This window comes from Variovorax sp. GW821-FHT09B01, assembly GCF_059418345.1.
In genome coordinates, this window is record NZ_JBWKPQ010000005.1 from 52,466 (window position 1) to 78,912 (window position 26,447).

Genomic DNA, 26,447 nt, shown 5'->3' on the forward strand with positions numbered 1-26,447 from the left:
TCAAAAAGGCAGCGCTAGCAAAGCAGCCCACGGCAATCGAATGCCGTCATGAAGACGATGTAGGGACGGCCACCATCGTCGTAGCTCCGCCAGGGCCTGGCCCCCGTCGCGCCTTCGCGGTTGAGGATGGCCATCAGCTCCGCCGCTTGCTCGATGGTGTTCGGCCTGGCCGCCGTCGTCACGTCCACCGCCTTGAACTTGAAGCTCGACGCCTGCGCCTCGTCTCGAACGTAGAGGTTCACCAGCTTCTCGGCGACGAGGGCCGATGTCACGAACACCGAACCCTTGGCGCCCTGCTCGTTCTGCTCCGCGACGAAGCCGGTGCTCCCGCCGGACTTGGCGGTCACCAGCTCGAAGGCGCAGCGAGCGGTCGATGGCGTCTCCTTCACCAGGGCAAGGCCCGCGCCCCGAACCTGGGTGCCGCAATAGCCGAGCTTGCCCAGGTCGTTGAGCGGCCGGAGCAACTCTCCCGGGCTTCCGGCCATGAGAGGGACCTTGATCGCGTCCACGTACTCGTACTGGATCGCCTCACCCGTCACCTTGCTGAAGACGTTCTTCGGCGAGGTACCGCCGCTGGGCGTGAGGCGATAGCCCTCCGCGCCCTGCGCCTGGAAATCGGCCAGCGTCAGTGGTGCGCCCGTCGAGACGAAGCGATGGTCGTAGCGGGCCGTCTGGCCCTTGCGCTGGTAGATCGCTCGCCATTGGCCGCGCGCCGAGGCATCGACGAAGACGATCCGATCCAGCAGGTAGCCGGCGAAAGCGGGACTCGTGAGTTCCGTCGTGAAGGCATCGAAGCCGCTTGCATCGACGTTCCCCAACAGGAAGGTGTAGGGCGTCGTCTGCATCGGGCGGGTGGCCGGTTGTTCCGTGGCGGGATCGGGCACGGTCGCAGGCGGGTTGCGAGCCCCCTCGATGCCCGCCAGCGCGGCCGCCGTGGCCGGCGGCAGGCCGGCATAGCCGTCGCTTCCTCCTCCACCGCACGAGGCCAGGATGGCCGAGATTCCGAGCACGGTCGGCAGCAGGCGAAGCGATCTGTTCATTGTTTCTTGTCGGGGCGGGAAAGCGACGCGACGGTGCATGCGCTTGCGGTCGCAAGGGACGCCCCTGCCGCTGGCACGACCAGCGCGAGCCTGCGGGCTCTGTGCGTCGACCTCTCTCCTCGTCCCCTGTGTAGTTTGGTGTGTCAGCGAATCTTACGTGGGAGATGCGCTGTCCCGGACGGCACCGATCGCTCGGCAGAAGAATTTCTTCTTACCGTTGCACGAATCGCACGCCTCATCCCCTGCGTCGTCCCCGCACGGCAAGCGATCTGACGCTCGCCCCTCAGACCGCCCGCGACGGCCAGGTCCCGAGTTCGCGCTTGTAGGCGCGCGCGAGGATCGCGCCGGTCGAGTAGCCCACCGCATCGGCCGCCTGCTGCAAGGTCAGCCGGCGTTCGCGCAGCAACCGCGACGCCAGGTGGATGCGCCAGCGCGCCAGGTACTGCATCGGCGAGAGATTCATCTGCGCGCGGAATCGCGTGGCGAAGGCCGTGCGGCTCATGTGGCACAGCGCGGCGAGCGATTCCAGCGTCCACGGGTCCGCGGGCCGGGCGTGGATTGCCTCGAGCGCCGTGAGCAACCTCGCATCGGAAAGATCGGGGCCCGAGGCACCCGCGATGGGCATGCCCGCCTCCGGCCTGCGCAACCAGGCCAGCACCGCGTGCTGCATCAGCGCGCCCAACAGCTCGGTCACGCCCACGCCGTTGCCGCCGGCCCTGCGGTCGGCCATCCAGCGCACCGCGTCCGCCATGGCGCGCAGCCAGGGCGCGGCATCCGCGGCACGCAGGTGCAGCACGGACGGCAGCGATGCCACCAGCGGATGGGCGGCCAGTTCCACCGAGCGGTAGAAGCCGCCGCTCCACACGCTGTGGTCTCCGCCCGTCGGCGCGTGCCGCTCGGCACCGGCGGCGCCGGCGGAATGCGTCAGCAGTTCATCGAGGCTCGACGCGGGCAGGCCGGGGTCCGAGAAGACACGGTGCGCATCGCCGCGCGGCAGGAACACGACATCGCCATGCCGCAGGTGTAGCGCCGGCTCCCTGCCGACCTGCAGCCAGCAGTCGCGGCCGCCGACCACGTACAGCGGCGTGCGCCGCAGGCTCTCGACGCGAACGCAGAAGCGGGGACCGAGCTCGACCTGGAAATGCAGGGCCGGCTCGAAGCGCATGCTCTGGACGACGGACTCAGGCGCGGCCTCGGGCACCGGGAAGCGAGGCGCCTGCTTGGCCAGCAAGGCCGCGAGCGCGGCCGAATCCCCATGCCGCCAGCGCTCCGAAGACCGCCCGGGCCGGCGCGGCGCGGCATGCGGCGACAACGAGGGCGGGGTCTGTCCGCGCCGGCAGGAGAAGGACATCCAGAGCATGAATTCGTGGTGAAAGGGTGGTGGCATGGGCCCGAAGAACCCACCCGCGATTTGTAAGCCCTTCCCCTGCTTCCAGCCCCCTCCCATCCGTGAGTACCGACCCGGTTTTCGGATCGGCCATTCGGACTACGCCTCAGGCGCCGGGGCCGCTGCCGTGCGCGGCGATCGGGATCACCGAGGAGCGCCATGCGCGCCGGGTGGTGCCCACGACGCGGGCCGCAGCCGGCGCGGCGGCGATGCGCTGCAGATAGGCCTTGAGCTCGGCGGCCTGCTCGTCGTAGCCGCGGATGCGCGGCAGCATCGCGTTGACGCCGCCGGCCGGCAGGCGATCGGGGCTGGCCAGCGCGTCTTCGATCGCGCCCCGGAACGCGTCGGTGTCGCCGATCTCGATCACGCGCCCGTTGACGCCGTCCACGATGTCCTCGACCACGCCGCCCGCCGCGGTCGCGATCACCCAGATGCCGCGCGCCAGGGCCTCGCGCACCACCAGGCCGAAGCTCTCCTTCCACAGCGAGGGCACGAGCAGCACATCGATGTCGTCGTAGAACGCGTCCATCTCGGCCTGCTCGAAGGGCGCCACCACGCGCACCTGGCCCGACACGCGCCACTCGGTGGCGGCGACGGACGCCGCCCCGGTGCGCAGGGCGATGTCGGTGATGACCAGTTCGTAGCCGCCCGCGCGCATGCCCTCCAGCACCTGCTGGAGCCAGAAGTAGCCCTTGTGCACCGCGCGGCCGCCGAGGTAGGCCATGCGCAGCGGCGACCCGGGCCGGCGCGCCGGCCGCGGGCGCGCGGGCAGCGGCACGCCATTGCGGTTCACCGCGATCTGCTGCGGCGCGACGCCGTTCGCCACGTAGAGCTCGCGCTGGAATTCGCTGGGCGCCAGCAGCAGGCTTGCGCGGTCGAGCACGTCGCCGAGGAAGAACCTGCGCTTGAAGGTGAAGCCGCTGTCCGGCACGCACTTGGAACAGGCGCGCAGGTCGATCGCCTTCTGGTTGCAGTACACGCCGTTGTCCTGCACCATGAACTGGCGCTCGCACAGCCACCAGGCGTCGTGCAGCGTGATGGCGTAGGGCACGCCGGCCTCGACGCAGGCATGGGCCATCGTCGCGCCGAGCCGCTGCACCGAATGGAAATGCACGACATCGGGCCGCAGCGATTTCAGCAGCCGCGCGAAGATCTCGCCCACCTGCGGATCGTCGTAGTCGAGCGCGCGCTGCGTGTCGTCGGCCACCTGCACGGCGATCACCGGCAGCCCGTCGACCTCGTAGCGCATCACGCTGTAGGGCTCGAGCTCCGAGCCCAGGATGGCGGTGAAGACGGTGACGTCGCAGCCATCGGCCTGCAGCCGGCGGCACAGCTGCTCCGCGACCACGGTCGCGCCGCCGAAGCTCACCGGGGCGAACAGCACGTTCACGGCCAGCACCTTGAGGCGCGTGGCGGGCGCCGGCAGCAGCGGCCCGATCACCTGCTGCAGCTGCCGCGCGGCCACCACCTGCGGGTGATAGCGCGAGAGCACGCTGCGGCGGGCTTCCTCCGCGATGCCATGGCGCAGGCCGGCATCGAGCACCAGCCGGGTCAGGGCCGCCTCCCATTCCTCGGGCGTGTCGGCGATCATGCCCGTGCGGCCATGCTCGATACCTTCGCGGAACGGCCCCGTGCCCGAGCAGATGCTCGGCACGCCGAGGATCGCCGCCTCGATGAACTTGATGTTGCTCTTGGCTTCGTTGAACAGGCTGTCCTCGAGCGGCGCGATGCTGATCTGCCAGGAAGCGAGCGCGCGCAGGTAGTCGTCGCCCTGCAGGAACGGGATCTGGAACACCCGGTCGGCGAAGCGCCGGAACGGCGCCGGCAGCTCGAGCGGACCATGGATGGCGAGCCGCACCTGCGGATGGCGTTGCATCACGGCCAGCAGCGCGGACGCCACGACGCCGAAGTCGCCGTCGTGCGTGCGCGAGCCGCTGCCGTAGCCGATGGTGACGAAGCGCGGATCGGTCTTGACCGGGCGCCGCTCGAGTTCCGCGGCGAGCGCGAGGATGCCCTCGTCCAATGCATTCGGCACCACATGCGTCTTGCCGGGAACGATCTCGCCCATGCTGCGCGCGATCGCGGCCGTGCTCCCGATGCCATGCTGGCAGTGACTCAGCATCTGCCGGTACTGCGCCGTCGTCTCCTTCGACGATGCCATGCGATCGGACGGAGCGCCCGAGGCGAGCAGTTGCCGGCGATAGGCGTCCCAATCGAAGATCAGGTCGTCCACGTCGAAGAAGCTGGGCACGCCCAACCGCCGGGCCTCGGTCGCCAGCAGCACCATGTGCGGCGCGGCCGGCACGCGGTAGAAGATCAGCAGGCCATGGAACGGCAGGGCCGCGCGGCAGGCCTCGGCATCGCGCCAGCTGAGCACCGTGGTCTCGACGCCCAGGTGCTCGAACATGTCGACCTTCTGGTCGACCCGGTAGCGCTTGCAGGCCGGTATCGACAGCTCGGCGACGATGAGGATGCGCGCGCCCAGGCTCTGGCGCGACAAGGGCGTGAGCGGCGCGAGCCAGGGCCGGTGCCGCGCGGGATCGCGCGACGGCAACGCGGCGATGGTGTCGAGCGACGGGCGGGCGCGCCCGGTCGATCGATGCGCGACCCAGCGCTGGGCCCACCGCAGCAACTGCCCGCGGCGCCGCTCGTAGAAATCGCCATGGCGGGTGCCCGCCGGAAAGACGCGCAGCCGCAGCCTTCCGTAGAACAGCACCAGCTGCAATCCAAGGCTGGCTTCGAAGCCGTCGATGCGCGCGGCCTGCGCCGCGGCATGCGCCTTCAGCGCGAGGATGCGTGCATCGCGCTCGGCGATCTCCACGTCCTTTTCGAGCGATTCGAAGTGCCGGGTCTCGAGCATTTCCTCGGCCCGCTCGCGCTTGGCCGTGACTTCCGCGGCATGGCTGCGCAGCCGTTCCAGCTCCTGCACCAGCCCCTCGATCCTGCGCGCGAGCACGCCGTCGAGCGGCGGCACGCGCGGGCCGAGGCACAGCACGCCGAGCCCCAGGCCCTGTTCGAATTCGAAGGACGGGTGGCGCTGCCGCAACAGCGCCCAGAGGCGGCGCAGCTTGCGGCCGGCGCGGGTTCCGTGCACCAGCACGAGCGCCTGCGGGCCGAGCTTGGCGCGCCACGGCGCGAGGTCCAGCGTGGCCAGCCGCGCCGGGTCGCCGGCATCGACATGCAGCAGGTCGATGCTGCCGTCCGCGAAGGCCGCGGCCGCCTCGCGGTGGCCCGCGAGCCGCGTGTCCACCGTGTGGCAGGCCGCGCCGCGCGCGGTGGACTGCCTGAAGGTGGCAGCCGGCACGCCGCCCTCCGCGCCGAGGTCGACGACGAGGGCGGGCCGGGTGTGCTCGAGCAGCATCGCGACGAAGGGCGCATGCACGCTCCAGGCGCGCGATGCCTGGGCCTGTGGCGCGGAGGAGCCCTTGGGTGCGAGGCCGCAGGCGGCGGTGAAGGTGGGGAGCGTGGACATCGGAAGGCTTTGCGCGGGCGAACTCGGAGCCCGACGATTCTTCCGACATCCGGCACCACGGACTACAGCCGGCAGGACTGAAATCGCAGCCCGGCGTTCAGTCGTGCGGCGCCGACGCACGGCCCCGCGCCGCGCGTGCTTATTCCGCCGGCGCGCGCAGCCCCTGCCCTAGCCGCAGGCGGCGCGCACGATCTTGCCGGTGGCCGGGTCGGTCTCGATCGTCACGCGCTCGCGCCGGTAGTCCATCGTCGCGGGCTGTCCGGGCTGAAGCTGGCGCACGAGGGAGGCACCGGTCGACTGCCGGGCCTCGGCATCGCCGATGCGGTTCTTGCCCGCGAGGGCACTCGCCGCCTCCGGCCGGCAGATGCCGGAGGCGCCGTCGTCACGCGCCTGCGGCGCGCTGCAGGCGGCGATCGACAGGACGGCCAGCGCCAGGGTCGCGGCCGGTATCAATTTCGAGGTGGAAGCCAAGGCATATCCTTTCCGGGAACATGAAGCAGTGCCTGCGTATTCCACCATGGCCGCCGCGCCACGGCATCGGCACGGGCCGGCGGCCGCTCACCCGATCGTGGTGCGACGGCGCTTCCATATGACGCTGTCCACCAGGTAGTGATGGAAGTTCAGGACGAAGTGCGCAATGAGAATGGTGGGAAGCCCGAGCCACAGCAGACTCTCGCCGATGCGGCTGGCGGCGAGGTACAGGAGGGCGCCGCCGATCGCGCAGGGCAGGAAGAAGCGCATCGGCGGCATCAGGACGGCGCGCCATGGCGTTGCGCGTGCCGCCGAACTTCTCGCCATCTCGCCGCCCTCCTTGCCCGTCGTGTCGTCGCGCTGCCGTTGGCGATAGACGAACACCAGGTACTGGATGTTGTGCCAGACGTTGACCACCAGCCAGCCGATGGTGATGTCGCTGATCCAGACATAGCCGACCAGCGAAACGATCAGGTGGGACAGCACGAGGCTGTCGAACGGCCCCGCCGCCTGCCTCCTGCGCCTGGAATACGCCAGGCATGCCAGCCAGCACACGGCGCCGGCGAGGGCTGCGATTCCCGCGGCCAGGGCCCACGCCTGCGGAACCGGCGGCAGCCAGATCGGGTATCCGAGAAAGCTGTCGGCGCCCTGTGCACTGCGATGCAGATAGCCCCATGCGGGGAACAGATAGATCAGCCCATAGGGCAGGCTTCGCCAGGGCATCGGGGGCCGCCGGTCGCAGCGCCTCGCGATGCCGTAGCACTGGCGGGAGACATGGAAGGACTGGGCCAGGAAATAGAGGGCGAACAGTCCGGCCGCTTCGTAGGCGAGCGCGACGATCGTCAAGCCCGCCAGCACCAGGATCGGCGCGACGAAGACCAGCGCCTGGCGCATGCGCGGGCGCGAGGACATCGCGCCCAGGCGCGTGTAGGTCGCGACGATATGGGGATTGGCCAGCAGCCAGATGTCGATGTAGAGGATCGCCAGCATCATCGGCGTGGACCACGATGCCAGCGCGCCGGCCGCCAGCGCCGCGAGCAGGTTGCCGACGACCAGCCAATGCTCGCGTCGCATCGAGCCGATGGCGACGTTGCCCGACAGGGACTGCGCGTGCGCCGTCATGTCGCGATGGGTGGCGTGGGCGGCGGCCGCGGCGATCCGAGGGGCGCCTGCTTGGGCGGGATCGAAAACACGGAGCCGGGGCGCAGATGGCGTTCGAGATCGGCTCGCATGGCTTCGTAGGCCGCGCTTCGGGCCGCCGTGAACCTCGACTCGAGCGTCGCGCGGCTCGCGATGCCCGACAAGCCGGCCGGCGGAAGCTGCTGGTAGGGGTCGTACTGTTCGGTGATCTCACAGGGGTGGCAGCGTCCGTCCGCGTCGTACTGGCGGCGGAACTTCAGCGTGTAGATGGCACCGCCGTCCTTGCCCGGATCCACGGGGAAACTGAAAGCCAGCGTGTCTTCGGGCGTCCTGATGCCGCCAAGGCTTTCGACGGGGATGAAACCGGCATTCCTGTAGGCGCCCGCGACGGCCTCCTTGAGACTGGAGAATTCGATACCGGTGAAGGAGTTGCCGAACAGGTTCCGCTCACCGGCCCACTGCCGCTTGTAGTTGAAGCGTTCCCACGCGGGATCCCTATGCCCGTTGGATTCGATCGTGGCGTACGCGTTGTCGATGGCCGGCACGAGCAGCGCGCTCAACTCGTACTGCGTCATCCATGGAAGCGCCTCGAACTCGGACGCATTCCTGATCTCGGCGAACCGCAGGAAGCAGGGGTTGCACCGCTTTCTCTCGTCGGGCAGCTCGTCGGCCGAGACGAAGATCATCGGCTTCGCCTCGACCTTCGGATAGGCATCGAACCTGAACTGGAAGATCGTCGACTTGTTCTTCTGTGCCTCCACGGCAACGAGAGAGAAGCCCGATTTCTGGAAAGCCTTGCTCACCATCGACCTGAATTCCGTGACGGTGATCTTCTGATAGGCCGCGGCCGGAACGGAGGGCCGTCCGATCTTGTAGCTGAGGCCCAGCACGCCCGGCAGCTGCTGTTGGGCCGAAACAGCCAGTGCGGCCAGCAAGCAGCATCCGCCTATCAAGGCCTTGAAAATCCGAGAAATAGCCATCACGCATGCCTTCTGTCAAAGCGCGCCGCGCGCGCCACGTCGATCGGGGTGGAAGCGAGCTTCGGGGACTCGGCCAAGTACGTCGCGATGGGCGCAGTGCACGGCCCTCCTCGTCCCGCGTGTGCCTGCGGGACGCATCTTAGGGGCGGGAAGAAGCGCCCCGATGACGGATCGATCACATGCCGGCGGTATTTCGTCGCGGCGTTGCGCGCACCGCACGCCTCATCCAACCGGGGGATAGCCAGCAGGTGTGCGACTCCGGCGTTCAGTCGCGCCCGGATGGTCAGTCGACGTGGTCGTAACGCTCGACCTGGCAGGCCTCGGTCCCTGGCTGCGTCGCGCACACCGAATACGCATGCGGCGGCGTGTTCGCGCAACCGGCGAGCAGCAGCATGGCGAGCATCGACGCAAAAAGAAGCCGCGCCCGCATGCTCATTCCGCCTGCGCGATCACCAGCAGCACCGAGGCCGGCGTCTTGCCCACCGACGTGATCTTGTGCGGGATGCCCGCGTTGAAATGCGCGGTGTCACCGGCCGACAGCGTTTCGGTGCGGCTCGCGAGCTGCAGCGTGATGCGGCCCTTGAGCACATGGAGGATCTCCTCGCCCTCGTGGTGGCTCATCGGGTGGTTGCGCACCGGCTCGTCGGTCGGGTGCAGCACGAAGGCCACCATGCGGTGGCCCGGCAGCGAGCCCGAGACCAGCCGCGCCGCGCCGCCCGCGGTCGCCGGCTGCTGGCGATGGATGACCACCGGGTCCTCCTCGGACGACTCGGCGAACAGCTCCTCGACCTGCACGCCCAGCGCCTTCGACAGCTTGAGCGCCGCGCCCACCGAGGGCGTGGACACGCCGCGCTCGAGCTTGGACACGTAGCTCTTGGTCAACCCGGTGGCCTGCGCCAACCCCTCCAGCGTGAGCCCCGACTGGACCCGCAACAACTTCAACTTGATGGACATGACTTTTCTTTAGGACACTTGTGTCCTAAAATGGATTTGTTTCTCGAACCCGATCGCACACGCAACGCGGCCGATCCCGCGCCGCACAGGAGTATGGTATGTCCGCACCTTCGCCGTTCCGCCGCTGGATCGCCCCTGTCCTCGCCCTGACGCTGGCCTGCGTCGGCGCGGCGGCCCAGGCCCAGCCCTATCCCGCCAAGCCGATCCGGCTCGTGATCCCGTTCGGCGCCGGCGGCATCACCGACATGGCCGGCCGGCTCATCGGCCAGGCGCTCGGCGAGGAACTGAAGCAGCAGGTGGTGATCGACAACCGTCCCGGCGCGGGCGGCTCGATCGCCGCGCAGGCCGTGGCGCAGGCGCAGCCCGACGGCTACACGCTGCTGCTCGGCACGGTCGGCACGCAAGTGGTCAACAAGATGATCTATGCGCGGCTCGGCTACGACCCGGCGGCGCTGACGCCCGTTTCGCTGGTCAGCAACTCGCCCTATGTGCTCGCGGTCGCGGGCCTCGGTGGCGTGAAGGACCTGCCCGCGCTGGCGGCCTATGCGAAGAAGAATCCCGGCACGCTGAACTTCGGCTCGGCCGGCAACGGCAGCTCGCCGCACCTCGGTCTCGAACTGTTCAAGCTCGCGACGCACAGCGACATCCTCCACGTGCCATTCAAGAGCGGCGCCGAGGCGGTGAACGCCGCGCTCGGCGGCCAGGTCCAGATCGTGATCGACGCGATTCCCGTGATCCAGCCGCAGGCCAAGGCCGGCAAGCTGCGCATGCTCGCGATCGCCGCCGACCACCGCAACCCCGCCGTGCCCGACCTGCCCACCAGCAAGGAACAGGGCCTGGGCGAATTCCAGATCGGCTCGTGGAACGCACTGCTGGCGCCGCCCGGCACGCCGCCGGCCCAGGTCGCGCTGGTCGACGAGGCACTGGCGCGCGCGCTCAAGCGCCCTGCCCTGGTGGCGCGCCTGGCCGAGCTCGGCATCGAGCCGCTGCCCACGGGCGCCGCCGCCTACGGCAAGCACCTGCGCGCCGAGACCGAGAAGTGGACGCGCGTGGTGCGCGCCGCGGGCACCAAGGTCGACTGACGGCCATGAAGCTTCACGACACCTTGCGCTCGGGCAATGCCTGGAAGGTGCGGCTGATGGCGGGCCTGCTCGGCGTGCCGCTCGAGCGGCACACGCGCTCGATCGACCGCGGCGACCTGCGCCGGCCCGACTTCCTCGCGATCGCGCCGCTCGCGCAGGTGCCGGTGCTCGAGCTCGACGACGGCCACTGCATCGCCGAATCGATGGCGATCCTCCACTTCCTCGCGCAGGGCTCGCCGTGGTGGCCCGCCGAGCCGCTCGCGCAGGCACGCGTGCTGACCTGGCTGTCCTTCGAGCAGGAGCGCCACATGAAGCCGCTCGCGAAGCTGCGCCTGCACCTGGCGCTGCACCGCGACCGCGATCCCGCGAGCCCCGAATTCCGCACCTACCGGCACGAGGCCCTGGCCGCGCTCGCGCTGCTCGAAGCGCGGCTCGAACGGCAGGGCCCCGACGGCTGGGTCGCCACCGACACCCATCCGAGCATCGCCGACGTGGCGCTGTACCCTTACACGCGACTCGCGCCCATGGGCGGCATCGAGCTGCAGGGCTTCGCGGCGATCCGCGCCTGGCTCGCGCGCATCGAGGACCTCCACGGCTACCAGGCACTTTTTCCCGCGCATCCCGAGAAGACCTTCTCGACCAGCGAAACCCCTTAAGGAGATCCCCCATGGCACTGCAAGACACCTTCGAACTCGCGAAGGAAGAACTCGTCGCCCAATCCATCGTCCAGATGGACCAGCACTTCGCCGAGAGCCCCTACACGCCGCGGCAGAAGCTCGCGCTGACCTGCCGCATCCTGTTCGACAACGGGCACGACTCGGGCCTCGCGGGCCAGATCACGGCACGCACCGGCAAGCCCGGCGAATACCTCACGCAGCGACTGGGCCTGGGCTTCGACGAGATCGCCGAGGACAACCTGCTGACCGTCGACGAGGACCTCAACGTGCTCGACGGCGCGGGCATGCCCAACCCCGCGAACCGCTTCCACTCGTGGGTGTACCGCGCGCGGCCCGACGTCAACTGCATCATCCACACCCATGCGCTGCATGCCTCGGCGCTCGGCATGCTCGAGGAGCCGCTGAAGATCAGCCACATGGACAACTGCGTGCTCTACGACGACGTGGCCTTCGTCGGCGAATGGCCCGGCGTGCCCGTGGGCAACGAGGAGGGCGAGTTCATCTCGGCCGCGCTCGGCCAGAAGCGCGCGCTGCTGCTGTCGCACCACGGCCTGCTGGTCGCGGCCACGAGCATCGAGGAAGCCTGCGTGCTGTCGATCGCCTTCGAGCGCGCCGCCAAGATGCACCTGCTGGCCGCTGCGGCCGGCACCATCCGGCCGATCGACCACCGCCTCGCGAAGGAAGCGCACGACTGGATCGTGCGGCCGCGCCGCAACACGGTGGCCTTCGAGTACTACGCGCGCCGTTCGCTCAAGGATCCGCGCAACGCGGACTGCCTGCGCGCGGCCTGAGTTCCATCGCCCTTTGACAAGGAGTCCCTCGCCATGCGATGCATCGCGCTGCAGCACTTGGCCTTCGAGGACCTCGGCCTGTTCGCGCCGGTCCTGCGGGAAGCCGGCTGGACCATCGATTACCGGCAGGCCGGCGTCTCGCCGCTCGAGCCCGCGGAATGGCGCGAGGCCGACCTGGTCGTCGTGCTCGGCGGCCCGATCGCTGCCTACGACACCGGCCTCTATCCCTTCCTGCACGACGAGATCGCGGGCCTGCGTTCGCGCCTCGCGCTGCGCCGGCCCACGCTGGGCCTGTGCCTCGGCGCGCAGCTGATGGCCAGCGCGCTCGGTGCGCACGTGTACTTCTCGGGCGGCAAGGAGATCGGCTGGGCGCCGGTCGCGTTGAGCGCGGCCGGCCAGGCGTCGTGCCTCGCGCCGCTGGCCAACGTGCCGGTGCTGCACTGGCATGGCGACACCTTCGAACTGCCCGAAGGCGCCGAGCTGCTCGCGAGCACGCCGCTCACGCCGCACCAGGCCTTCAGCCATGGCCGCAACGCACTCGCGTTGCAGTTCCATCCCGAGGCCGATCCCGCGCGCATCGAGCCCTGGCTTGTCGGCCATGCCTGCGAACTGGCGCAGGCCGGCATCGATGTTCCGGCGCTGCGCGCGCAAAGCGCTGCGCAGGGCAACGCGCCGCAAGCGAGTGCCGCGGCGATGCTGCGCGCCTGGCTGGGCCAGCTCGAATGACGCTGGCGCCGGTGCGCATCGACGCATTGCTCGTGGGCCCCATCGCGCCGCTGCCCGATGGCCGCACACCCAGCGGCATCGGCAAGTCGCCGAGCGACGATGCGCTGTGGCTCTCGGCCACCGGACTCGCGGGCGACGCGCAGGCCGACCTGCGCATCCATGGCGGCCCCGAGAAAGCGGTGCACCACTATCCGCGCGAGCACTACGCCGCATGGTCCGCATGGAGCCGGCGCCATGACCTGCTGGCCGCGCCCGGTGCCTTCGGCGAGAACCTCTCGACCGTGGGCTGGAACGAAGCCAGCGTCTGCATCGGCGACGTGCTTCAACTCGGCGAGGCGCTGGTGCAGGTGTCGCAGGGCCGGCAGCCCTGCTGGAAGCTCGATGTGCGCTTCGGCGAACCGGGCATGGCGCGCGAGATGCAGGACAGCGGCCGCACCGGCTGGTACTACCGCGTGCTGCAGCCCGGCGCGGTGCAACGCGGCGCAGCGATCGCGCTGGTCGAGCGGCCGCATCCCGAATGGCCGCTGTCGCGCCTCATCGCCCTGCTGTTCGCGCGCGACGAGCGCTTCGCGCCCGAATGGGAACGCGCGGCCGAGCTGCCCGCGCTCGCCGAACGCTGGCGCGCCACCTTCCGGCGCCGCGCGGCCTCGCGGCAGGTCGAGGACTGGACACCGCGGCTGTGCGTGCCGGGCGCGGACCCGCGCTGATACCCGTGCTGATGCAAGGCGGGAATACCCGCAGCCCGTGGACAGCCGACTGACAGCGCCGTCCGCGAACATGGGGCATCGATCGCGGGAGACACCCGCGCACAGGAGACACATGCCCTTCCCGACCTTCCGGCCGGCCGCCGCCGCCATCGCCGCGTGCATCGCGCTGGCCGCCTGCACCACCGCCCCCACCGCTTCCACGCCCGTCGCGCGCGTCGTGCCACCCACCGACTGCAAGGCCTGGGTCGGCACCGACCGCAACGCCGAGCTGCCGGGCTACACCCTGCGGCAGGCCGACGGCACCTCGCGCTGCGTGCCCCTGCTGCTCACCGCCGCCCACGCGCCCGCCGGCTACGCGGGCGACTTCCACGTGCAGGAGTTCACCGACGCCAAGCTCAAGGAACGCTGGGCCGCGTGCAAGAGCGACGCGGCCTGCTTCAAGCGCATCAACGACCAGATGCAGCGCTGGCTGCCGCCGAACAAGGAGCGCGCGACGCGCGTCACCGGCATGGTCGATCCGGTCGGCAAGATCGATTCCGACGGGCAGGTGAACCTGCGCGACATCCGCAAGCCGGGCTTCTTCGCGAAGGCGCCCTACAACGAAGCAGTGGCCGAAGCGAACGACCGCACGCACCTGGTGGAGTTCACCGTGCCGCGCGATCCGCTCGAGCGCCTCAAGCTGAACATGCAGGGCGACATCAAGCTGCGCGGCTGGTACGTGGAGGGCGCGGGCGTCGACGACGGCCGCGGCGGCCGCACGCGCGCGCTGGTGATCATGAGCCCGGGCGGCGGCGGCCAGCTCACGGCCATCGACCATCCCGACGAGGTGACGGTGCGCTTCGATCCCGCCACGCGTCGCGCGACTTCCGTGCGCTTCCCCAACGCGACCACCGAAGGCCCCGGCATGCGCTTCTGGCGCGACCACCTGCATGCGCTGAACCGCGCGGGCTTCGACGTGCTGGCCTACGACCGGCGCGGCGAAGGCCTGTCGGGCGGTTTCAGCGACACCAACACGCTCGAGCAGAGCGAGGACATCTTCCGCGTGCTCGCGCAGATGGACAGCGGGCGCGGCCTGCGCGTGCTGATGGCCTCGGGCCAGGAGCTCGAGGGCGCGCCGGCGGCCGGCAAGCTGATGGCCGGCATGAAGTCGCGCGAGATTCCGCTGCTGCTGCTGGGCTACTCGCGCGGCTCGATGACCACCGGCTGGGCCATGACCAAGAACTACGCCGGCGGCTGCAGCTACGACATGCCGACGGTGCAGTGCAGCGCGCCCAAGGGCTACGCCAACATCAAGGGCGCGATCCTCTACGCCTCGTTCGTGAGCGGCGCGGGCTACCTGCCCGAGGCGCCGGACCTCGCGGACCGCAACCTCTTCCTCGGCGGCATGGCGGCCGACAACTACGTCGCCTTCTATCCCAACTCGGCGGTGCTCGCGAACATGCCGAAGTGGCCCGCCGTGTTCTTCGCCAAGGGTCTGTGGGACCGCGCGGAAAGCCTCGAAGGCACGGTCGCGGCCTACGACCGCGTGCGCGGGCTCAAGGACATCGTCGTCTCCCGCGGACCGCACTCGATGGAGACCTGGCCGAAGCAGGAACTCGACCGCGTGCGCGGCCGGATGGTCGCGTTCGCGACGGCGGCGGTGCAGGGGCGCACCGCGCTGCCGCAGGCGCCGCAATGGACGGACCTCAAGGGCCTCGTCGCGACCACGCCGGACGTGTGGGAGATGTCGTCGAAGCCGCGCTAGCAGCGGTTCATTCGGGCCGGCGCCGCGCGCCGATGCGGCGTGACCGCGAGGTCAGGTCGAAGGCTTGTCCTGCCCCGACGGCTCGAACGCCTGCGCAACGATCGCCTCGATCGCATCGATCTCGGCGGGCTTGAGCATGTACAGCTCTTGCGACTTCCGACGGCGCTCCGGCATCCTGCAATGGTTTTGCTGGATCCACTGGATCAACAGATTGATCGTCCTGTTCGGCAGGTCGAAAGCCGAATCGATTGTCTCGAAGGCCTGGTCGTAGGCCTGAAGGTAGGCCGTCTCCTCGAGCAGCGTCTGTTCCAGGGCCGCTTCCGCACAGGAGGTGACGAACTCGGCGGCGGCCTGACCGGCCCAGTTCCCGTAGATCATGGGCGACGACCTGAACTGGAAATCGAACCGGGCGCCGTCGATGTAGGTCACGTCCCAGAGGGCACGCGCGGGCTTACTGAACGTCTCCAGGGCCTGCAGGTAATCCCTCTCGTGCTTCTTCATGGCCACCGACAGGGGCAGGATCGCAGGCGTTCCGTGCGTCTGCGGCAGGGCCCCGCTGTAGTTCAGGCTGTGGTGAGCCAGCAGTCGGGAAAGCCGGCCATTGCCATCGATGAAGGGATGCAGGAAGACGAACCCGAAGCTCACCAGCGCTGCCTTGATCAGCGGTGGAACGTCGTCACCGGCATTGGCCATCTGCATGAATCCATCCATGAGCCCGGGCAAGACCTCGGGCGGTGGCGGCAGGTACCGGATCGCCAGGACGCCATGGCCGCCGCGCTGCAACCAGTTCTGGCCACTTCGAAACGCGTGTTCGGACAGCTCGGGCCGGCTGATCACCGCCTGTTGCAGTGCGGCGATGTAGCACTCGGTGAGAGGCCTGCGATCCGCCAGATGTTGCATGGCTGCCATGAAGGCACGCGCCTTGTCGGGCGAAGCATCCTCGTTCTCGATGGCATAGGAGTCGCGCGTCTCGCTCAGATAAGCCCAGTCCATGACGCGGTCGACCAGATCGACGTTGCCCGGATCGGTCACCCAGCGCTCGAGCCTTTCGAGTACCTTCGCTCCGCGGCGCTCGAGCTCGGCGTCGCGAAGCATCACCGGGCAGTAGTGGTACGGACCGAGGCCGTTGAAGTTCACGCGCAACCGGGTGCTCTTCTCCCATACCGGGCCGGTGTAATGCTCTCGAGGATCGAACATGTCGAGGTAGTTGCCTCCAGTCGTCGACCAGGGCAGCGGCAGCTCCCGTGCGTTGGCCTTTTCCCAGACGAACGCCAGTCGCCGCAGGTTGGCGGCCTTGGGCTGCTCGACGAGTGCCTCGGCCATTTCCTCGGCAGGCACCAGCTTCATGGCTTCGTGCAGGATCGCCAATTCGACGCCCTCGTGCTTCAGCCCGAATTGCGCGTGAATCAGGATGGAGGCATCGTCGCGCGGCGCGACCTGCCTGGGTACCGCCAGCAGGTCTGGCAGGGCCTCCACGCGCGTGACCGGCTTGATGCGTGCCGGTCTTCTCAAGGGGGGCATGCGCAGCGGGATGCGCGACAGCAACGCCTCGTAGCCAATCATCACAGCCTCGCTTTTTGCGTATCGGCTTGGATTTTCATTTAGAAATCGATATTTACCTAAGTTTTTACATACTCATCCCCAGCCCTCGCCCCCTTCGCCCCCTTCGCCCTCAGCGACACCAGCCAGCGCTCGGGATCAAGCGACACCTGGTCGTCGCCAACCAGCCGGCCGCCGCCGCTTGCGCCATCTGCCCGCGACCATCGCAGAGCCGACATTGGCCAGGCTGGTCTGCATGAATGCGGCATCGACGGGATCGCACAGCGGCTGCGTGTTGGGGCGTCTTGCATCGATCAACACCAGGTCGGCCTGCTCGCCCGGCGTCACGGTGACGATGCGGGCCGACTGCGGCTAGCTCGTCGCACAGCGGTAGCTGGACGCAGCGTTCAGATCGCCGGACCCGTTGTACTTCGGCCAGCTCGGGTAGATGCAAAGCGGCCGGGTGCGACCGGCCGTCGCGGGGTTCGCATCGGTCGCCATGAGCTCTCCCGGCGCCTTGCCGCGCTCCACCCAAGCCTCCAGTGCGTCCAGCACCGGCACGCCGCCAGTCGCATTGAAGTGCCCGGTGCCATGGCCGTATCCCGGCACCTGGTAGAAGCGCAGGAACGCGTCGACCTGCGGCCGGCCCAGCTTCAGCAGCAGCGCGTTGTAGTAGTCGACCGATCCCTGGAAGGGGATCAGCGGATCGGAGGTGCCGTGCACCAGCAGCCACTTGCCGCCGCGCGCCACGAAGGGCTCGATGTTGGTGCTCGTGGCGTCCATGACCCCGGACAGCTCCTGAATGCGAGGCAGGTAGCTTCCCGGTGACGCGCCATCGAGACCGATCGACAGGCCCAGAGGATCCATCAGCACCGCATTGCGGATGAAGGCGTCGGGCAACGCCCCCAGGCTGCCCAGCACCAGCGGATTCGGCGGAACCGGAAAGGTCACGGTCGCGCCCAGCACCGAGGCGTAGTCCGTGGACGGCAGGAAGCCGGGATTGCTGGTCGCGCCGTTCTTGAACGCATAGGAGAACGCGGTGCGCGATTGCAGCGTGTCGACCGTCCTGATCTGGGCATCGGACAGGCAATCGTCTCCCGTATCCGCCCCGCCCTTGCAGCGCAGGCTCTGCGGCTTGAACGTGCATGCGGCGACGTTGCCCACGATGCCGTCGACGGCGCCATCGAGCGCATCGCAGGCCGCGAGTTCGGCCGTGCGCAAGGTCTGCAGTTTCTTAGGACCGAGGAAGCCGACGCCGCCATTGCCCCACAACGCACGCGTGCCGACCTGGATGGTCATCATCTGCGGCATGTAGGCATAGGCCGGAAAGTACGTGACCACGCCGTCGTAGTCGGCGGGCCATTTCTGCATGACCTGCATGCCTTCGTGACCGCCCTTCGAGCCGCCCATGAAATAGGTCCTGGCCGGCGCCTTCCCGTAGCGCAGGCCGATCAGCTTCATCGCCACGTCGCGCGTCTTCTTCAAGGCGTCGCCGGCGTAGTTCCGGAGCATCTCGCTGTTCGATGCGAAGGCGGTGTAGAAGGGATCGGTCGGCGGTGCCTGATGCCCCGAGTCGTCGGCGAAGATGGCGTATCCGCGCTGCAGCGGACTCGCGCCCGATGTCAGCGGCGTGGTCACGAGATCCGGGACCACGCCGTCGAATCCGCCGCCACCGAAGTGCATCGCGTTGCCGTTCCAGTTCGTGGGGAGCACAAGGGCGAACATGATGTCCTGCGCCCCTTCGGAGACGGAAGCGATGCGGCCCTTGAGCATGCAATGCTCACTCGTCTGGCCTGAGCCCGGCACGAGCGCTGCTTCAGTGACCGTTGCGCCCTTGGTCGGCAGTCCGATCACGGTGCCGTCCACCTTGGTTCCCCGAAGTGCGGCGCATGCCGTGCCCGCCGAAGGCGGCGATGGTGGCGGCTGCGTCGTGGCGACCGCCGACGGATCGATCTGGATGGCGCCACCACCCCCTCCACCGCCACCGCACGCTTGAAGAAGCAGGACAGCCAGCAATGGCAAGACGCGTCTTTTCTTGAATCCCCGCATGGATCTTTGTCTCCGTTGAAGTTGTTGATGCGACCTTGGACCTCGTCGCAACCGGCGCCTTTCACTTGCAAGGCAGTTGCGAAAAGTCCGCGGATGCTACGTGGCGAGTTCGCGCGTAGCGATTGCGAAAGGCCGCATCCGCATGGCAAAAACATTCATGTGGCGCACGGCGCGCAAGCCGATGGAATCGGCGCGGGGATGTGCCGCCCTGCGCGTGAGCGGCGACTGCGCCTCGCGAGGCGATGAAGAACACGGAGCCTGCTAGGCCCCTCGCGCAGCCTTGCCCGCCGCCTTCGGCACGAACAGCATCTTCTCGACCTGCGCGAGCAGCCGCTTCGCGAAATCGGCATCGAGCTCGGCATGCTCGAAGAGCAGGCGATACCAGACCGGCCCGAACAGCAGGTCAAGCACGATGTCGTGGTCGACGTCGGCCGCGATCTCGCCGCGCTCCTGCGCCTTGCGCAGCAGGCGCAGGCCCGATTCGCGGCGCGGCAACACCACCTTGTCGCGCAGCAAGGTGGCGGTGGCCTGGTCGTACTGTGCCTCGGCCACGAGCGAGCTGAGGATCGTGCGCCACTCGCGGTCCTGCACGCGCTCGACCGTCGACACGAGGTAGCGGCGCAGCTCGCTCTTGAGCGAGGCCGCGTCCTCGACGATGGCCGTGTCGGGCAGGCCCTCCATGTAGAGCTCGATCAGCAGCGCGCCCTTGCTCGGCCAGCGGCGGTAGATCGAGGTCTTCGAGACGCCGGCCAGCGCCGCGACCTGTTCCATCGCGAAGCGCGCATAGCCATGCACGCGCAGCACCTCGCGCGCGGCTTCGAGGATGGCGTCGTGCGTCTGCTGCCGCCGGCGCCGGGCGCGCGGTCCCTGTTCCACGGGCTCGGAACTCTGGTCGGGGGTGTCCTGCATGGTCATGGTGCGATTCTGACATTCCGATGGTTGTTGACATACGGTACGTACCGTTCTAAAGTTTTAGATACGGTGCGTACCGTTTACTGGAGTCAATCATGCCGCCTCGGGCCCTTCGCCGCTTCGCCGGCCTTCTCGCCCTCGTGCTTTGCTGTTCCGCGCACGCCGTTGCGTTCAAGTGGGCGTCGCAGGACGACGCCGCGACCATGGACCCGGATGCCTTCAACCACGGGCCGACCATGACCGTGCTCGGCCACATCTACGAGGGGCTGGTGCGGCGCGACCGCGAGCAACGCATCGAGCCCGCGCTCGCGCAGTCGTGGACCCAGCCGGCGCCGACCGTCTGGCGCTTCCGCCTGCGCGAGGGCGTGCGCTTCCACGACGGCAGCCTGCTGACGGCGGAGGACGTGGTGTTCTCGCTCAAGCGCGCGATGACGCCCGAATCGGACATGAAGGTGTTCGCCGCCTCGATCGCCGACGTGAAGGCGGTGGACGCCACGACCGTCGACGTCGTCACCGAGTTCCCCAACGCGGCGCTGCTGCAGTCGCTGCCCGAGCTCAAGGTGATGTCCAAGGCCTGGGCCGAGAAGAACGGCGCGCTGCGCCCGGCCGACATGCGGCAGAAGAGCGAGAACTTCGCGACCCGCAACGCCAACGGCACCGGCCCGTTCAAGCTCTCGGTGCGCGAACCCGACGTGCGCACGGTGCTGGTGGCGCACACGGGCTGGTGGGACAAGCCCGGCACCAACATCACCGAGGCGACGATGGTGAAGATCTCTTCGGCCGCCACCCGCGTGGCGGCGCTGCTGTCGGGCGAGCTCGACTTCGCCTACCCGATCCCGCTGCAGGACATTCCGCGCGTCGAGGCCTCCGCCGGCTACAAGGTGCTGCAGGGCCCCGAGATCCGCAACCTGTTCCTCTCGATGGACCAGGCCAGCCCCGAACTGCGCTACGCGAGCGTCAAGGGCAGGAATCCCTTCGCCGATCGCCGCGTGCGGCTGGCGATCTACCAGGCGATCGACATCGAGGCGATCGGCAAGCGCATCCTGCGCGACTCGGCGGTGCCCACCGGCATCCTCGTGCCGCGCGGCGTGAACTCGGTCGACGCCGCCATGGTGGCGCGGCCGTTCCCCTACGACCTCGCGGCCGCGAAGAAGCTGCTCGCCGAGGCCGGCTATCCGACGGGCTTCGAGGTCACGCTCGACTGCACCAACGACCGCTACGTCAACGACGAACAGGTCTGCACCGCCATCGCCGGCATGCTCTCGCGCATCGGCGTGAAGGTGGCGGTCAACGCGCTGCCGGGCGCGCGCTTTTTCACCAAGGTGGGCGCGGGCGACTCGAGCTTCAATTTCTTCGGCTATACGCCCGTCAACCTCGACGCCTACAACACCCTCAACGTGATGATGGCGACGCGTGACGGCAAGGCTGGCCAGTGGAACGTCGGGCGCTACAGCAACCCCGAGGTCGACCGGCTGATCGGCCAGGTGCTGACCGAGATGGACCCGCAGGCGCGCACGCGGCTGGTCACGCAGGCGATGACCCTGCACCGCAACGACGTGGGCCACATCCCGCTCTACCAGCAGGGCCTGGCCTGGGGCATGCGCAAGAACGTCGACGCGGCACTGCAGAGCGACAACCGCGTCAACCTGCGCTTCATCAGCGTCCGGTAGGCCCGATGCTCGCGTTCTTCATTCGCCGGCTGCTGGCGGCCGTCGGGGTGCTGGCCACCGTCGCGTTCATCGCCTTCGGCCTGTTCAAGCACGTGGGCGACCCGGTCACGCAGATGCTGGGGCCCGATGCCAGCGATGCCGACCGCGCGCGCGTGCGCCAGGAGCTGCGGCTGGACGACCCCTTCGTGATGCAGTTCGCGCGCTTCTCGGCGCGCCTCGCGCAAGGCGACCTCGGCGTGTCGCTGCGCCAGGGCCGGCCGGTGCGCGAACTGCTGGCCGAGCGGCTGCCGGCCACGCTCGAGCTCAGCCTGGTCGCCGCCTTCGTCTCGGTGGTGGCCGGCCTGTTCCTCGGCGTCGCATGCGCGGTGCGCCCGCGCAGCTGGTTCGCGCGCAGCACCATGGCGCTGTCGCTGATCGGTGCCTCGCTGCCGACCTTCCTGATCGGCATCTTGCTGATCCTGGTCTTCTCCGTCACGCTCGGCCTCCTGCCCTCCTACGGCCGCGGCGAGGTGGTGGCCATCGGCTGGTGGAAGAGCGGGCTGCTCACGCGCGACGGCTGGCTGCACCTCGCGATGCCGGCCGTCACGCTCGCGCTGTTCCAGCTCGCCCTGATCGTGCGGCTCGCGCGCGCCGAGATGATGGAGGTGCTGCGCGCCGACTACATCCGCTTCGCCCGCGCGCGCGGCATCCGCGAGCGCGCGATCCTCTACCGCCATGCGCTGCGCAATGCGCTGGTGCCGGTCGTGACGATCGTGGGGCTGCAGTTGGGCGCGGTCATCGCCTTCGCCGTGGTCACCGAAACCGTCTTCCAGTGGCCCGGCCTCGGCGCCCTGTTCGTCGATGCGATCGGCTTCGCCGACACGCCCGTCATCGCCGCGTACCTGTGCTTCGTCGCGGCCATGTACGTGTGCATCAACCTGGTCGTGGACATCCTCTATGTCGCGATCGATCCCCGTCTAGAGACAGCCTGAAAGCGGCCCGCATGAATCCCACGCCTCCCATGGCGCGCACCGTCGAAGCGGTGCGCGCGTTCCACGACGACCTGGCCCGGCTGCGGCAGGACCTCCACGCGCATCCCGAGCTCGGCTTCGAGGAGGAACGCACCGCCGCGCGCATCGCCACCTTCCTGCAGGCGCTCGGCATCGAGGTGCACCGCCACGTCGGCCGCACCGGCGTGGTCGGCGTGCTGCACGGGCGCTCCACGGCCAGCGGCCGCAGCATCGGCCTGCGTGCCGACATGGACGCGCTGCCGATCCAGGAACTCGGCGATCCGGCCTACCGCTCTTGCATTCCGGGCCGCATGCACGGCTGCGGGCACGACGGGCACTGCGCGATCCTGCTGGGCGCCGCGAAGTACCTGGCGCAGACCCGCGACTTCGACGGCACCGTCTACTTCTTCTTCCAGCCGGGCGAGGAAGGACATGCCGGCGCGCGCGAGATGATCCGCGACGGCCTGTTCGAGCGCTTCCCCGCGCAGCAGGTGTTCGCGCTGCACAACTGGCCCTCGCTGCCCGCGGGCACCATCGCGCTGAACCCCGGGCCGATGATGGCGGCGATCGACCGCTTCTCGATCCGCGTGCAGGGTCGCGGCGGGCACGGCGCCCATCCGCAGCAGGCCATCGATCCGATCCTCGTGGCCTCGGAGATCGTCTCGGCGGTGCACACCATCGTGAGCCGCAACGTCAATCCGGTCGATGCGGCGGTCATCAGCTTCCAGTCCTTCCAGTCCGGCGCGCCCGAGGCCCTGTCGGTCATTCCGGACCACGCGCAGCTGCACGGTATGGTCAAGTGGTTCAAGCCCCAGGTGCAGGCCGTGCTGCGCGAACGCCTGATCGAGACCGCGGAACGCGTGGCACTGGCCTTCGGCGCCCAAGCCGAGGTGCACTACGAGGAGCTCTACCCACCGACCGTCAACCACCCCGAGGCGGCCGAAGCGCTCGCGCGCGTCGCCTGCCGGGTGGTCGGCGAGGCCCACGTGATCCGCGACATGGAGCCCAGCATGGGATCGGAGGATTTCGCCTTCATGCTGCAGCAGCGGCCGGGCGCCTACTTCCGGCTCGGCCAGGGCATGACCGACGGCCGCTTCCTGCATCACCCGCGCTACGACTTCAACGACGCCACCATCCCGGTCGGCAGCGGCGTGTTCGCGGCCCTCGCCGAGGAGCTGCTCGCGCCATGAAACAGCTCTGGACCCGATGGCTCGACAGCGATGTCGGCCACAGCTTTCGCAGCTCGCCGGTCGCCATGGCGGCTGCGGTGATCGCATTCGGCTGCCTGCTGGCAGCCGTCTTCGCGGGCTGGGTGTCGCCGCACGATCCCTTCGACCTGACCCGGCTCGAGCTGCTCGATGCGCGGCTGCCGCCGGCATGGGCACCGGAAGGCAGTGCCAACTACCCGCTGGGCACCGACGACCAGGGACGCGACATGCTCTCGGCCGTGATCCACGGCTTGCGCATCTCGCTGGTCGTGGGCCTGGCCTCGGTCGCGGCCTCCGCCGTGGTCGGCGTCGCGCTCGGATTGCTGGCCGGCTTCGCGGGCGGCTGGGTAGACGCGCTGCTCATGCGCGTGTGCGACGTCATGCTGTCGTTCCCGCCGATCCTCACCGCGCTGCTGATCGCCGGGGTGGCGCGCTCGCTGCTGCCGAACGCGCACGCGTCGGTGGCCTTCGCCGTGCTGGTGCTCGCGATCTCGCTGAGCGGCTGGGTGCAATACGCGCGCACCGTGCGCGGCGCCACCCTGTCCGAGCGCCACAAGGAATACGTGCAGGCCGCGCAGGTCACGGGCGTCGCGCCCTTTCGCATCATGCGGCGCCATGTGCTGCCCAACGTGCTCGGGCCGGTGCTGGTGCTCGCGACCATCCAGGTCTCGACCGCCATCGTGACCGAGGCGACCCTGTCCTTCCTCGGCGTCGGCGCGCCGCCCACCTCGCCCTCGCTCGGCACCTTGATCCGCGTGGGCAACAACTACCTGTTCTCGGGCGAATGGTGGATCGCGCTCTTTCCCGGCCTGATGCTGATTGCGGTCGCGCTCAGCGTGAACCTGCTGGGCGACTGGCTGCGCGACGCGCTCAACCCGAGGCTGCGATGAGCACGCCAGGAACGGACTCCATGAACATCCTCGACGTCGAAGACCTGGTGGTCGAATTTCCCGGGCGCCGCGGCACCCTGCGCGCGCTCGACGCGGTCAGCTTCTCCATCGCACCGGGCGAGATCCTCGGCGTGGTCGGCGAGTCGGGTGCCGGCAAGTCGCTGACGGGCGCCTCGATCATCGGCCTGCTCGAGCCGCCCGGGCGCATCGCGGGCGGCCGCATCCGGCTGCAGGGCGAGCGCATCGACCAGCTCGATCACGAGGCCATGCGCCACATCCGCGGCCGCCGCATTGGCTCGATCTTCCAGGACCCGCTGACCTCGCTCAATCCGCTGTTCACCGTCGGCCAGCAACTGACCGAGGCCATCCGCACCCATCTGCGGCTCGACGCCCGGCAGGCCCGTGCCCGCGCGATCGCGCTGCTCGACGAGACCGGCATCCCGGCCGCGGCGCAGCGTATCGATCACTTCCCGTACCAGTTCTCGGGCGGCATGCGTCAGCGCGTGGTGATCGCGCTCGCGCTGGCGGCCGAGCCGGTGCTGATCGTGGCCGACGAGCCGACCACCGCGCTCGACGTGTCGGTGCAGGCGCAGATCGTCGCGCTGCTGCAGCGCATCTGCCGCGAGCGCGGCGCCGCCGTGATGCTGATCACCCACGACATGGGCGTGATCGCCGAGGCCTGCGACCGCGTGGCGGTGCTCTATGCCGGCCGCGTGGCAGAGATCGGGCCGGTGCACGACGTGGTGCGGCACGCCGCCCATCCTTACGCGGCCGGGCTGATGGCCTCGATTCCCGACATGGACTCGTCGCCCGAGCGGCTCGCGCAGATCGACGGCGCGATGCCGCGCCTGAACCGCATTCCTCCCGGCTGCGCCTTCCATCCGCGCTGCGGCCAGGCCTTCGCGCGCTGCACGCAGGAGCGACCCGAGCTGATCGCCGCGGGCGCGACGCATGCGGCCTGCTGGCTGCATGCGCGCACCACGGCAAGCCCCCTCTCCCCCCACCCATCCCTCGCCCTCCCATGACAGCCCTCGTCCAAGCCCACGACCTCGCGCGCACCTTCGACGTCTCGCCACCCTGGCTCAATCGCGTGCTCGAGCGCAAGCCGCGCGTGCTGCTGCACGCGGTGGACGGCGTGAGCTTCTCGATCGAGCGCGGCAAGACGCTCGCGCTGGTGGGCGAGTCGGGCTGCGGCAAGAGCACGGTCGCGCGCCTGCTCGTGGGGCTGTACGCGCCCACGCGCGGCGGGTTGCAGTTCGACGGCCAGGACGCGCACGCGGCCTTCAAGACCGCCGAGGGCCGCAAGCTGCGCCGCCGCATCCAGATGATCTTCCAGGACCCCTACGCGAGCCTCAACCCGCGCTGGATCGTCGAGGACATCATCGGCGAGCCGCTGCGCGAGCACGGCATCCTCAGCGACAAGGCCCAGCTGCGCGAGCGCGTGGGCCAGCTGCTGCAGTCGGTGGGCCTGTCGCCGCTGGACATGAGCAAGTACCCGCACCAGTTCTCGGGCGGCCAGCGCCAGCGCATCTCGATCGCGCGCGCGCTGGCCACGCAGCCCGAGTTCCTGGTCTGCGACGAGCCCACCTCGGCGCTGGACGTGAGCGTGCAGGCGCAGGTGCTCAACATCATGAAGGATCTGCAGCGCGAGCAGGGCCTGACCTACCTGTTCATCTCGCACAACCTCGCGGTGGTGCGCCACATGGCCGACCAGGTGGGCGTGATGTATCTCGGGCGGCTGGTGGAGGTGGCGGACAAGCAGAAGCTGTTTTCGACGCCGCAGCATCCGTACACGCGCATGCTGCTCGACGCGATCCCGCAGATGAAGCACACGGGGCGCGCGCGCACGCCGGTGCAGGGCGAGGTGCCGAATCCGCTCAATCCGCCCGCGGGCTGCGCCTTCCATCCGCGCTGCCCGCATGCCAATGCGCGCTGCTCGGCCGAGCGGCCGAAGCTCCAGAGCATCCGCGGCGTGCAGGTGGCCTGCCATGCGGTGGAAGAGGGCCGTGCCTGAACGGC

At 69.2% G+C, this 26,447-nt stretch carries 22 protein-coding genes; 12 read left to right on the forward strand and 10 right to left on the reverse strand.

Features of this window, described 5'->3' with window-relative positions; translation table 11 throughout:
- Nucleotides 1-14: 14 nt before the first annotated feature.
- From AC07RV_RS17130 to AC07RV_RS17160, 7 genes are all read right to left on the reverse strand, one after another.
- A complete protein-coding gene (locus tag AC07RV_RS17130) occupies nt 15-1,040 on the reverse strand; it encodes a hypothetical protein (RefSeq protein WP_296776263.1) in 1,026 nt (341 codons plus the stop codon).
- A gap of 283 nt (nt 1,041-1,323) precedes the next feature.
- Nucleotides 1,324-2,391, reverse strand: a complete 1,068-nt coding sequence (locus tag AC07RV_RS17135; protein ID WP_492713645.1) for an AraC family transcriptional regulator — start codon at nt 2,389-2,391, stop codon at nt 1,324-1,326.
- Between the two features lie 142 nt (nt 2,392-2,533).
- The gene (locus AC07RV_RS17140) at nt 2,534-5,899 is read right to left on the reverse strand and encodes a glycosyltransferase (RefSeq protein WP_296776270.1); all 3,366 of its coding nucleotides are present in this window, start codon (nt 5,897-5,899) and stop codon (nt 2,534-2,536) included.
- A 168-nt stretch (nt 5,900-6,067) separates the two neighbouring features.
- On the reverse strand, nt 6,068-6,370 hold the full coding sequence (locus tag AC07RV_RS17145; protein ID WP_296776273.1) for an I78 family peptidase inhibitor: 303 nt from the start codon (nt 6,368-6,370) through the stop codon (nt 6,068-6,070).
- Nucleotides 6,371-6,457: 87 nt separating this feature from the next.
- The gene (locus AC07RV_RS17150; protein ID WP_296776276.1) at nt 6,458-7,492 is read right to left on the reverse strand and encodes a hypothetical protein; all 1,035 of its coding nucleotides are present in this window, start codon (nt 7,490-7,492) and stop codon (nt 6,458-6,460) included.
- On the reverse strand, nt 7,489-8,445 hold the full coding sequence (locus tag AC07RV_RS17155; RefSeq protein ID WP_296776279.1) for a hypothetical protein: 957 nt from the start codon (nt 8,443-8,445) through the stop codon (nt 7,489-7,491). Before AC07RV_RS17155 ends, AC07RV_RS17150 begins: the two co-directional genes overlap by 4 nt.
- A 477-nt stretch (nt 8,446-8,922) precedes the next feature.
- A complete protein-coding gene (locus tag AC07RV_RS17160; protein WP_208508864.1) occupies nt 8,923-9,444 on the reverse strand; it encodes a helix-turn-helix domain-containing protein in 522 nt (173 codons plus the stop codon).
- Between the two features lie 98 nt (nt 9,445-9,542).
- On the opposite strand from AC07RV_RS17160, the gene AC07RV_RS17165 reads away from it, so the two are divergent.
- From AC07RV_RS17165 to AC07RV_RS17190, 6 genes are all read left to right on the forward strand, one after another.
- Entirely contained in the window at nt 9,543-10,526 is a 984-nt protein-coding gene (locus AC07RV_RS17165) for a Bug family tripartite tricarboxylate transporter substrate binding protein (RefSeq protein WP_296776287.1), read from the forward strand.
- A gap of 5 nt (nt 10,527-10,531) precedes the next feature.
- Nucleotides 10,532-11,182, forward strand: a complete 651-nt coding sequence (locus tag AC07RV_RS17170) for a glutathione S-transferase family protein (protein WP_296776290.1) — start codon at nt 10,532-10,534, stop codon at nt 11,180-11,182.
- 17 nt (nt 11,183-11,199) lie between these two features.
- The gene (locus AC07RV_RS17175) at nt 11,200-11,994 is read left to right on the forward strand and encodes an aldolase (RefSeq protein ID WP_296776325.1); all 795 of its coding nucleotides are present in this window, start codon (nt 11,200-11,202) and stop codon (nt 11,992-11,994) included.
- A 33-nt stretch (nt 11,995-12,027) separates the two neighbouring features.
- Nucleotides 12,028-12,720, forward strand: a complete 693-nt coding sequence (locus tag AC07RV_RS17180; protein ID WP_296776292.1) for a glutamine amidotransferase — start codon at nt 12,028-12,030, stop codon at nt 12,718-12,720.
- Complete coding sequence (locus tag AC07RV_RS17185; RefSeq protein ID WP_296776295.1) at nt 12,717-13,427, forward strand: MOSC domain-containing protein; 711 nt, start codon at nt 12,717-12,719, stop codon at nt 13,425-13,427. Before AC07RV_RS17180 ends, AC07RV_RS17185 begins: the two co-directional genes overlap by 4 nt.
- A 112-nt stretch (nt 13,428-13,539) precedes the next feature.
- Nucleotides 13,540-15,171: an alpha/beta fold hydrolase gene (locus tag AC07RV_RS17190; RefSeq protein WP_296776298.1), complete on the forward strand. Its 1,632-nt coding sequence runs from the start codon at nt 13,540-13,542 to the stop codon at nt 15,169-15,171.
- Nucleotides 15,172-15,222: 51 nt separating this feature from the next.
- Here the strand turns inward: AC07RV_RS17190 and AC07RV_RS17195 are convergent, their stop codons facing one another.
- From AC07RV_RS17195 to AC07RV_RS17205, 3 genes are all read right to left on the reverse strand, one after another.
- Nucleotides 15,223-16,734, reverse strand: a complete 1,512-nt coding sequence (locus AC07RV_RS17195; RefSeq protein ID WP_296776301.1) for a Fic family protein — start codon at nt 16,732-16,734, stop codon at nt 15,223-15,225.
- A gap of 348 nt (nt 16,735-17,082) precedes the next feature.
- On the reverse strand, nt 17,083-18,759 hold the full coding sequence (locus tag AC07RV_RS17200) for a tannase/feruloyl esterase family alpha/beta hydrolase (RefSeq protein ID WP_444814288.1): 1,677 nt from the start codon (nt 18,757-18,759) through the stop codon (nt 17,083-17,085).
- A gap of 261 nt (nt 18,760-19,020) precedes the next feature.
- Nucleotides 19,021-19,674 (reverse strand): TetR/AcrR family transcriptional regulator, encoded by a 654-nt coding sequence (locus AC07RV_RS17205; protein WP_093354835.1) that lies wholly within the window; start codon nt 19,672-19,674, stop codon nt 19,021-19,023.
- Nucleotides 19,675-19,874: 200 nt separating this feature from the next.
- On the opposite strand from AC07RV_RS17205, the gene AC07RV_RS17210 reads away from it, so the two are divergent.
- The 6 genes from AC07RV_RS17210 to AC07RV_RS17235 are packed head-to-tail and all read left to right on the forward strand — an operon-like array spanning nt 19,875 to nt 26,442.
- On the forward strand, nt 19,875-21,341 hold the full coding sequence (locus AC07RV_RS17210; protein ID WP_296776308.1) for an ABC transporter substrate-binding protein: 1,467 nt from the start codon (nt 19,875-19,877) through the stop codon (nt 21,339-21,341).
- 5 nt (nt 21,342-21,346) lie between these two features.
- On the forward strand, nt 21,347-22,312 hold the full coding sequence (locus AC07RV_RS17215; protein WP_296776311.1) for an ABC transporter permease: 966 nt from the start codon (nt 21,347-21,349) through the stop codon (nt 22,310-22,312).
- An 11-nt stretch (nt 22,313-22,323) separates the two neighbouring features.
- Entirely contained in the window at nt 22,324-23,520 is a 1,197-nt protein-coding gene (locus AC07RV_RS17220) for a M20 aminoacylase family protein (RefSeq protein WP_296776313.1), read from the forward strand.
- Nucleotides 23,517-24,428, forward strand: coding sequence for an ABC transporter permease (locus AC07RV_RS17225; RefSeq protein ID WP_296776316.1), 912 nt, complete (start codon nt 23,517-23,519; stop codon nt 24,426-24,428). The genes AC07RV_RS17220 and AC07RV_RS17225 overlap by 4 nt, the downstream gene beginning before the upstream one ends.
- A gap of 20 nt (nt 24,429-24,448) precedes the next feature.
- Nucleotides 24,449-25,453, forward strand: coding sequence for an ABC transporter ATP-binding protein (locus tag AC07RV_RS17230; protein WP_296776320.1), 1,005 nt, complete (start codon nt 24,449-24,451; stop codon nt 25,451-25,453).
- Nucleotides 25,450-26,442 carry an ABC transporter ATP-binding protein gene (locus AC07RV_RS17235; RefSeq protein ID WP_492713653.1) on the forward strand — a complete coding sequence of 331 codons (993 nt, stop codon included), beginning with the start codon at nt 25,450-25,452 and terminating at the stop codon, nt 26,440-26,442. Before AC07RV_RS17230 ends, AC07RV_RS17235 begins: the two co-directional genes overlap by 4 nt.
- Nucleotides 26,443-26,447: the final 5 nt, after the last annotated feature.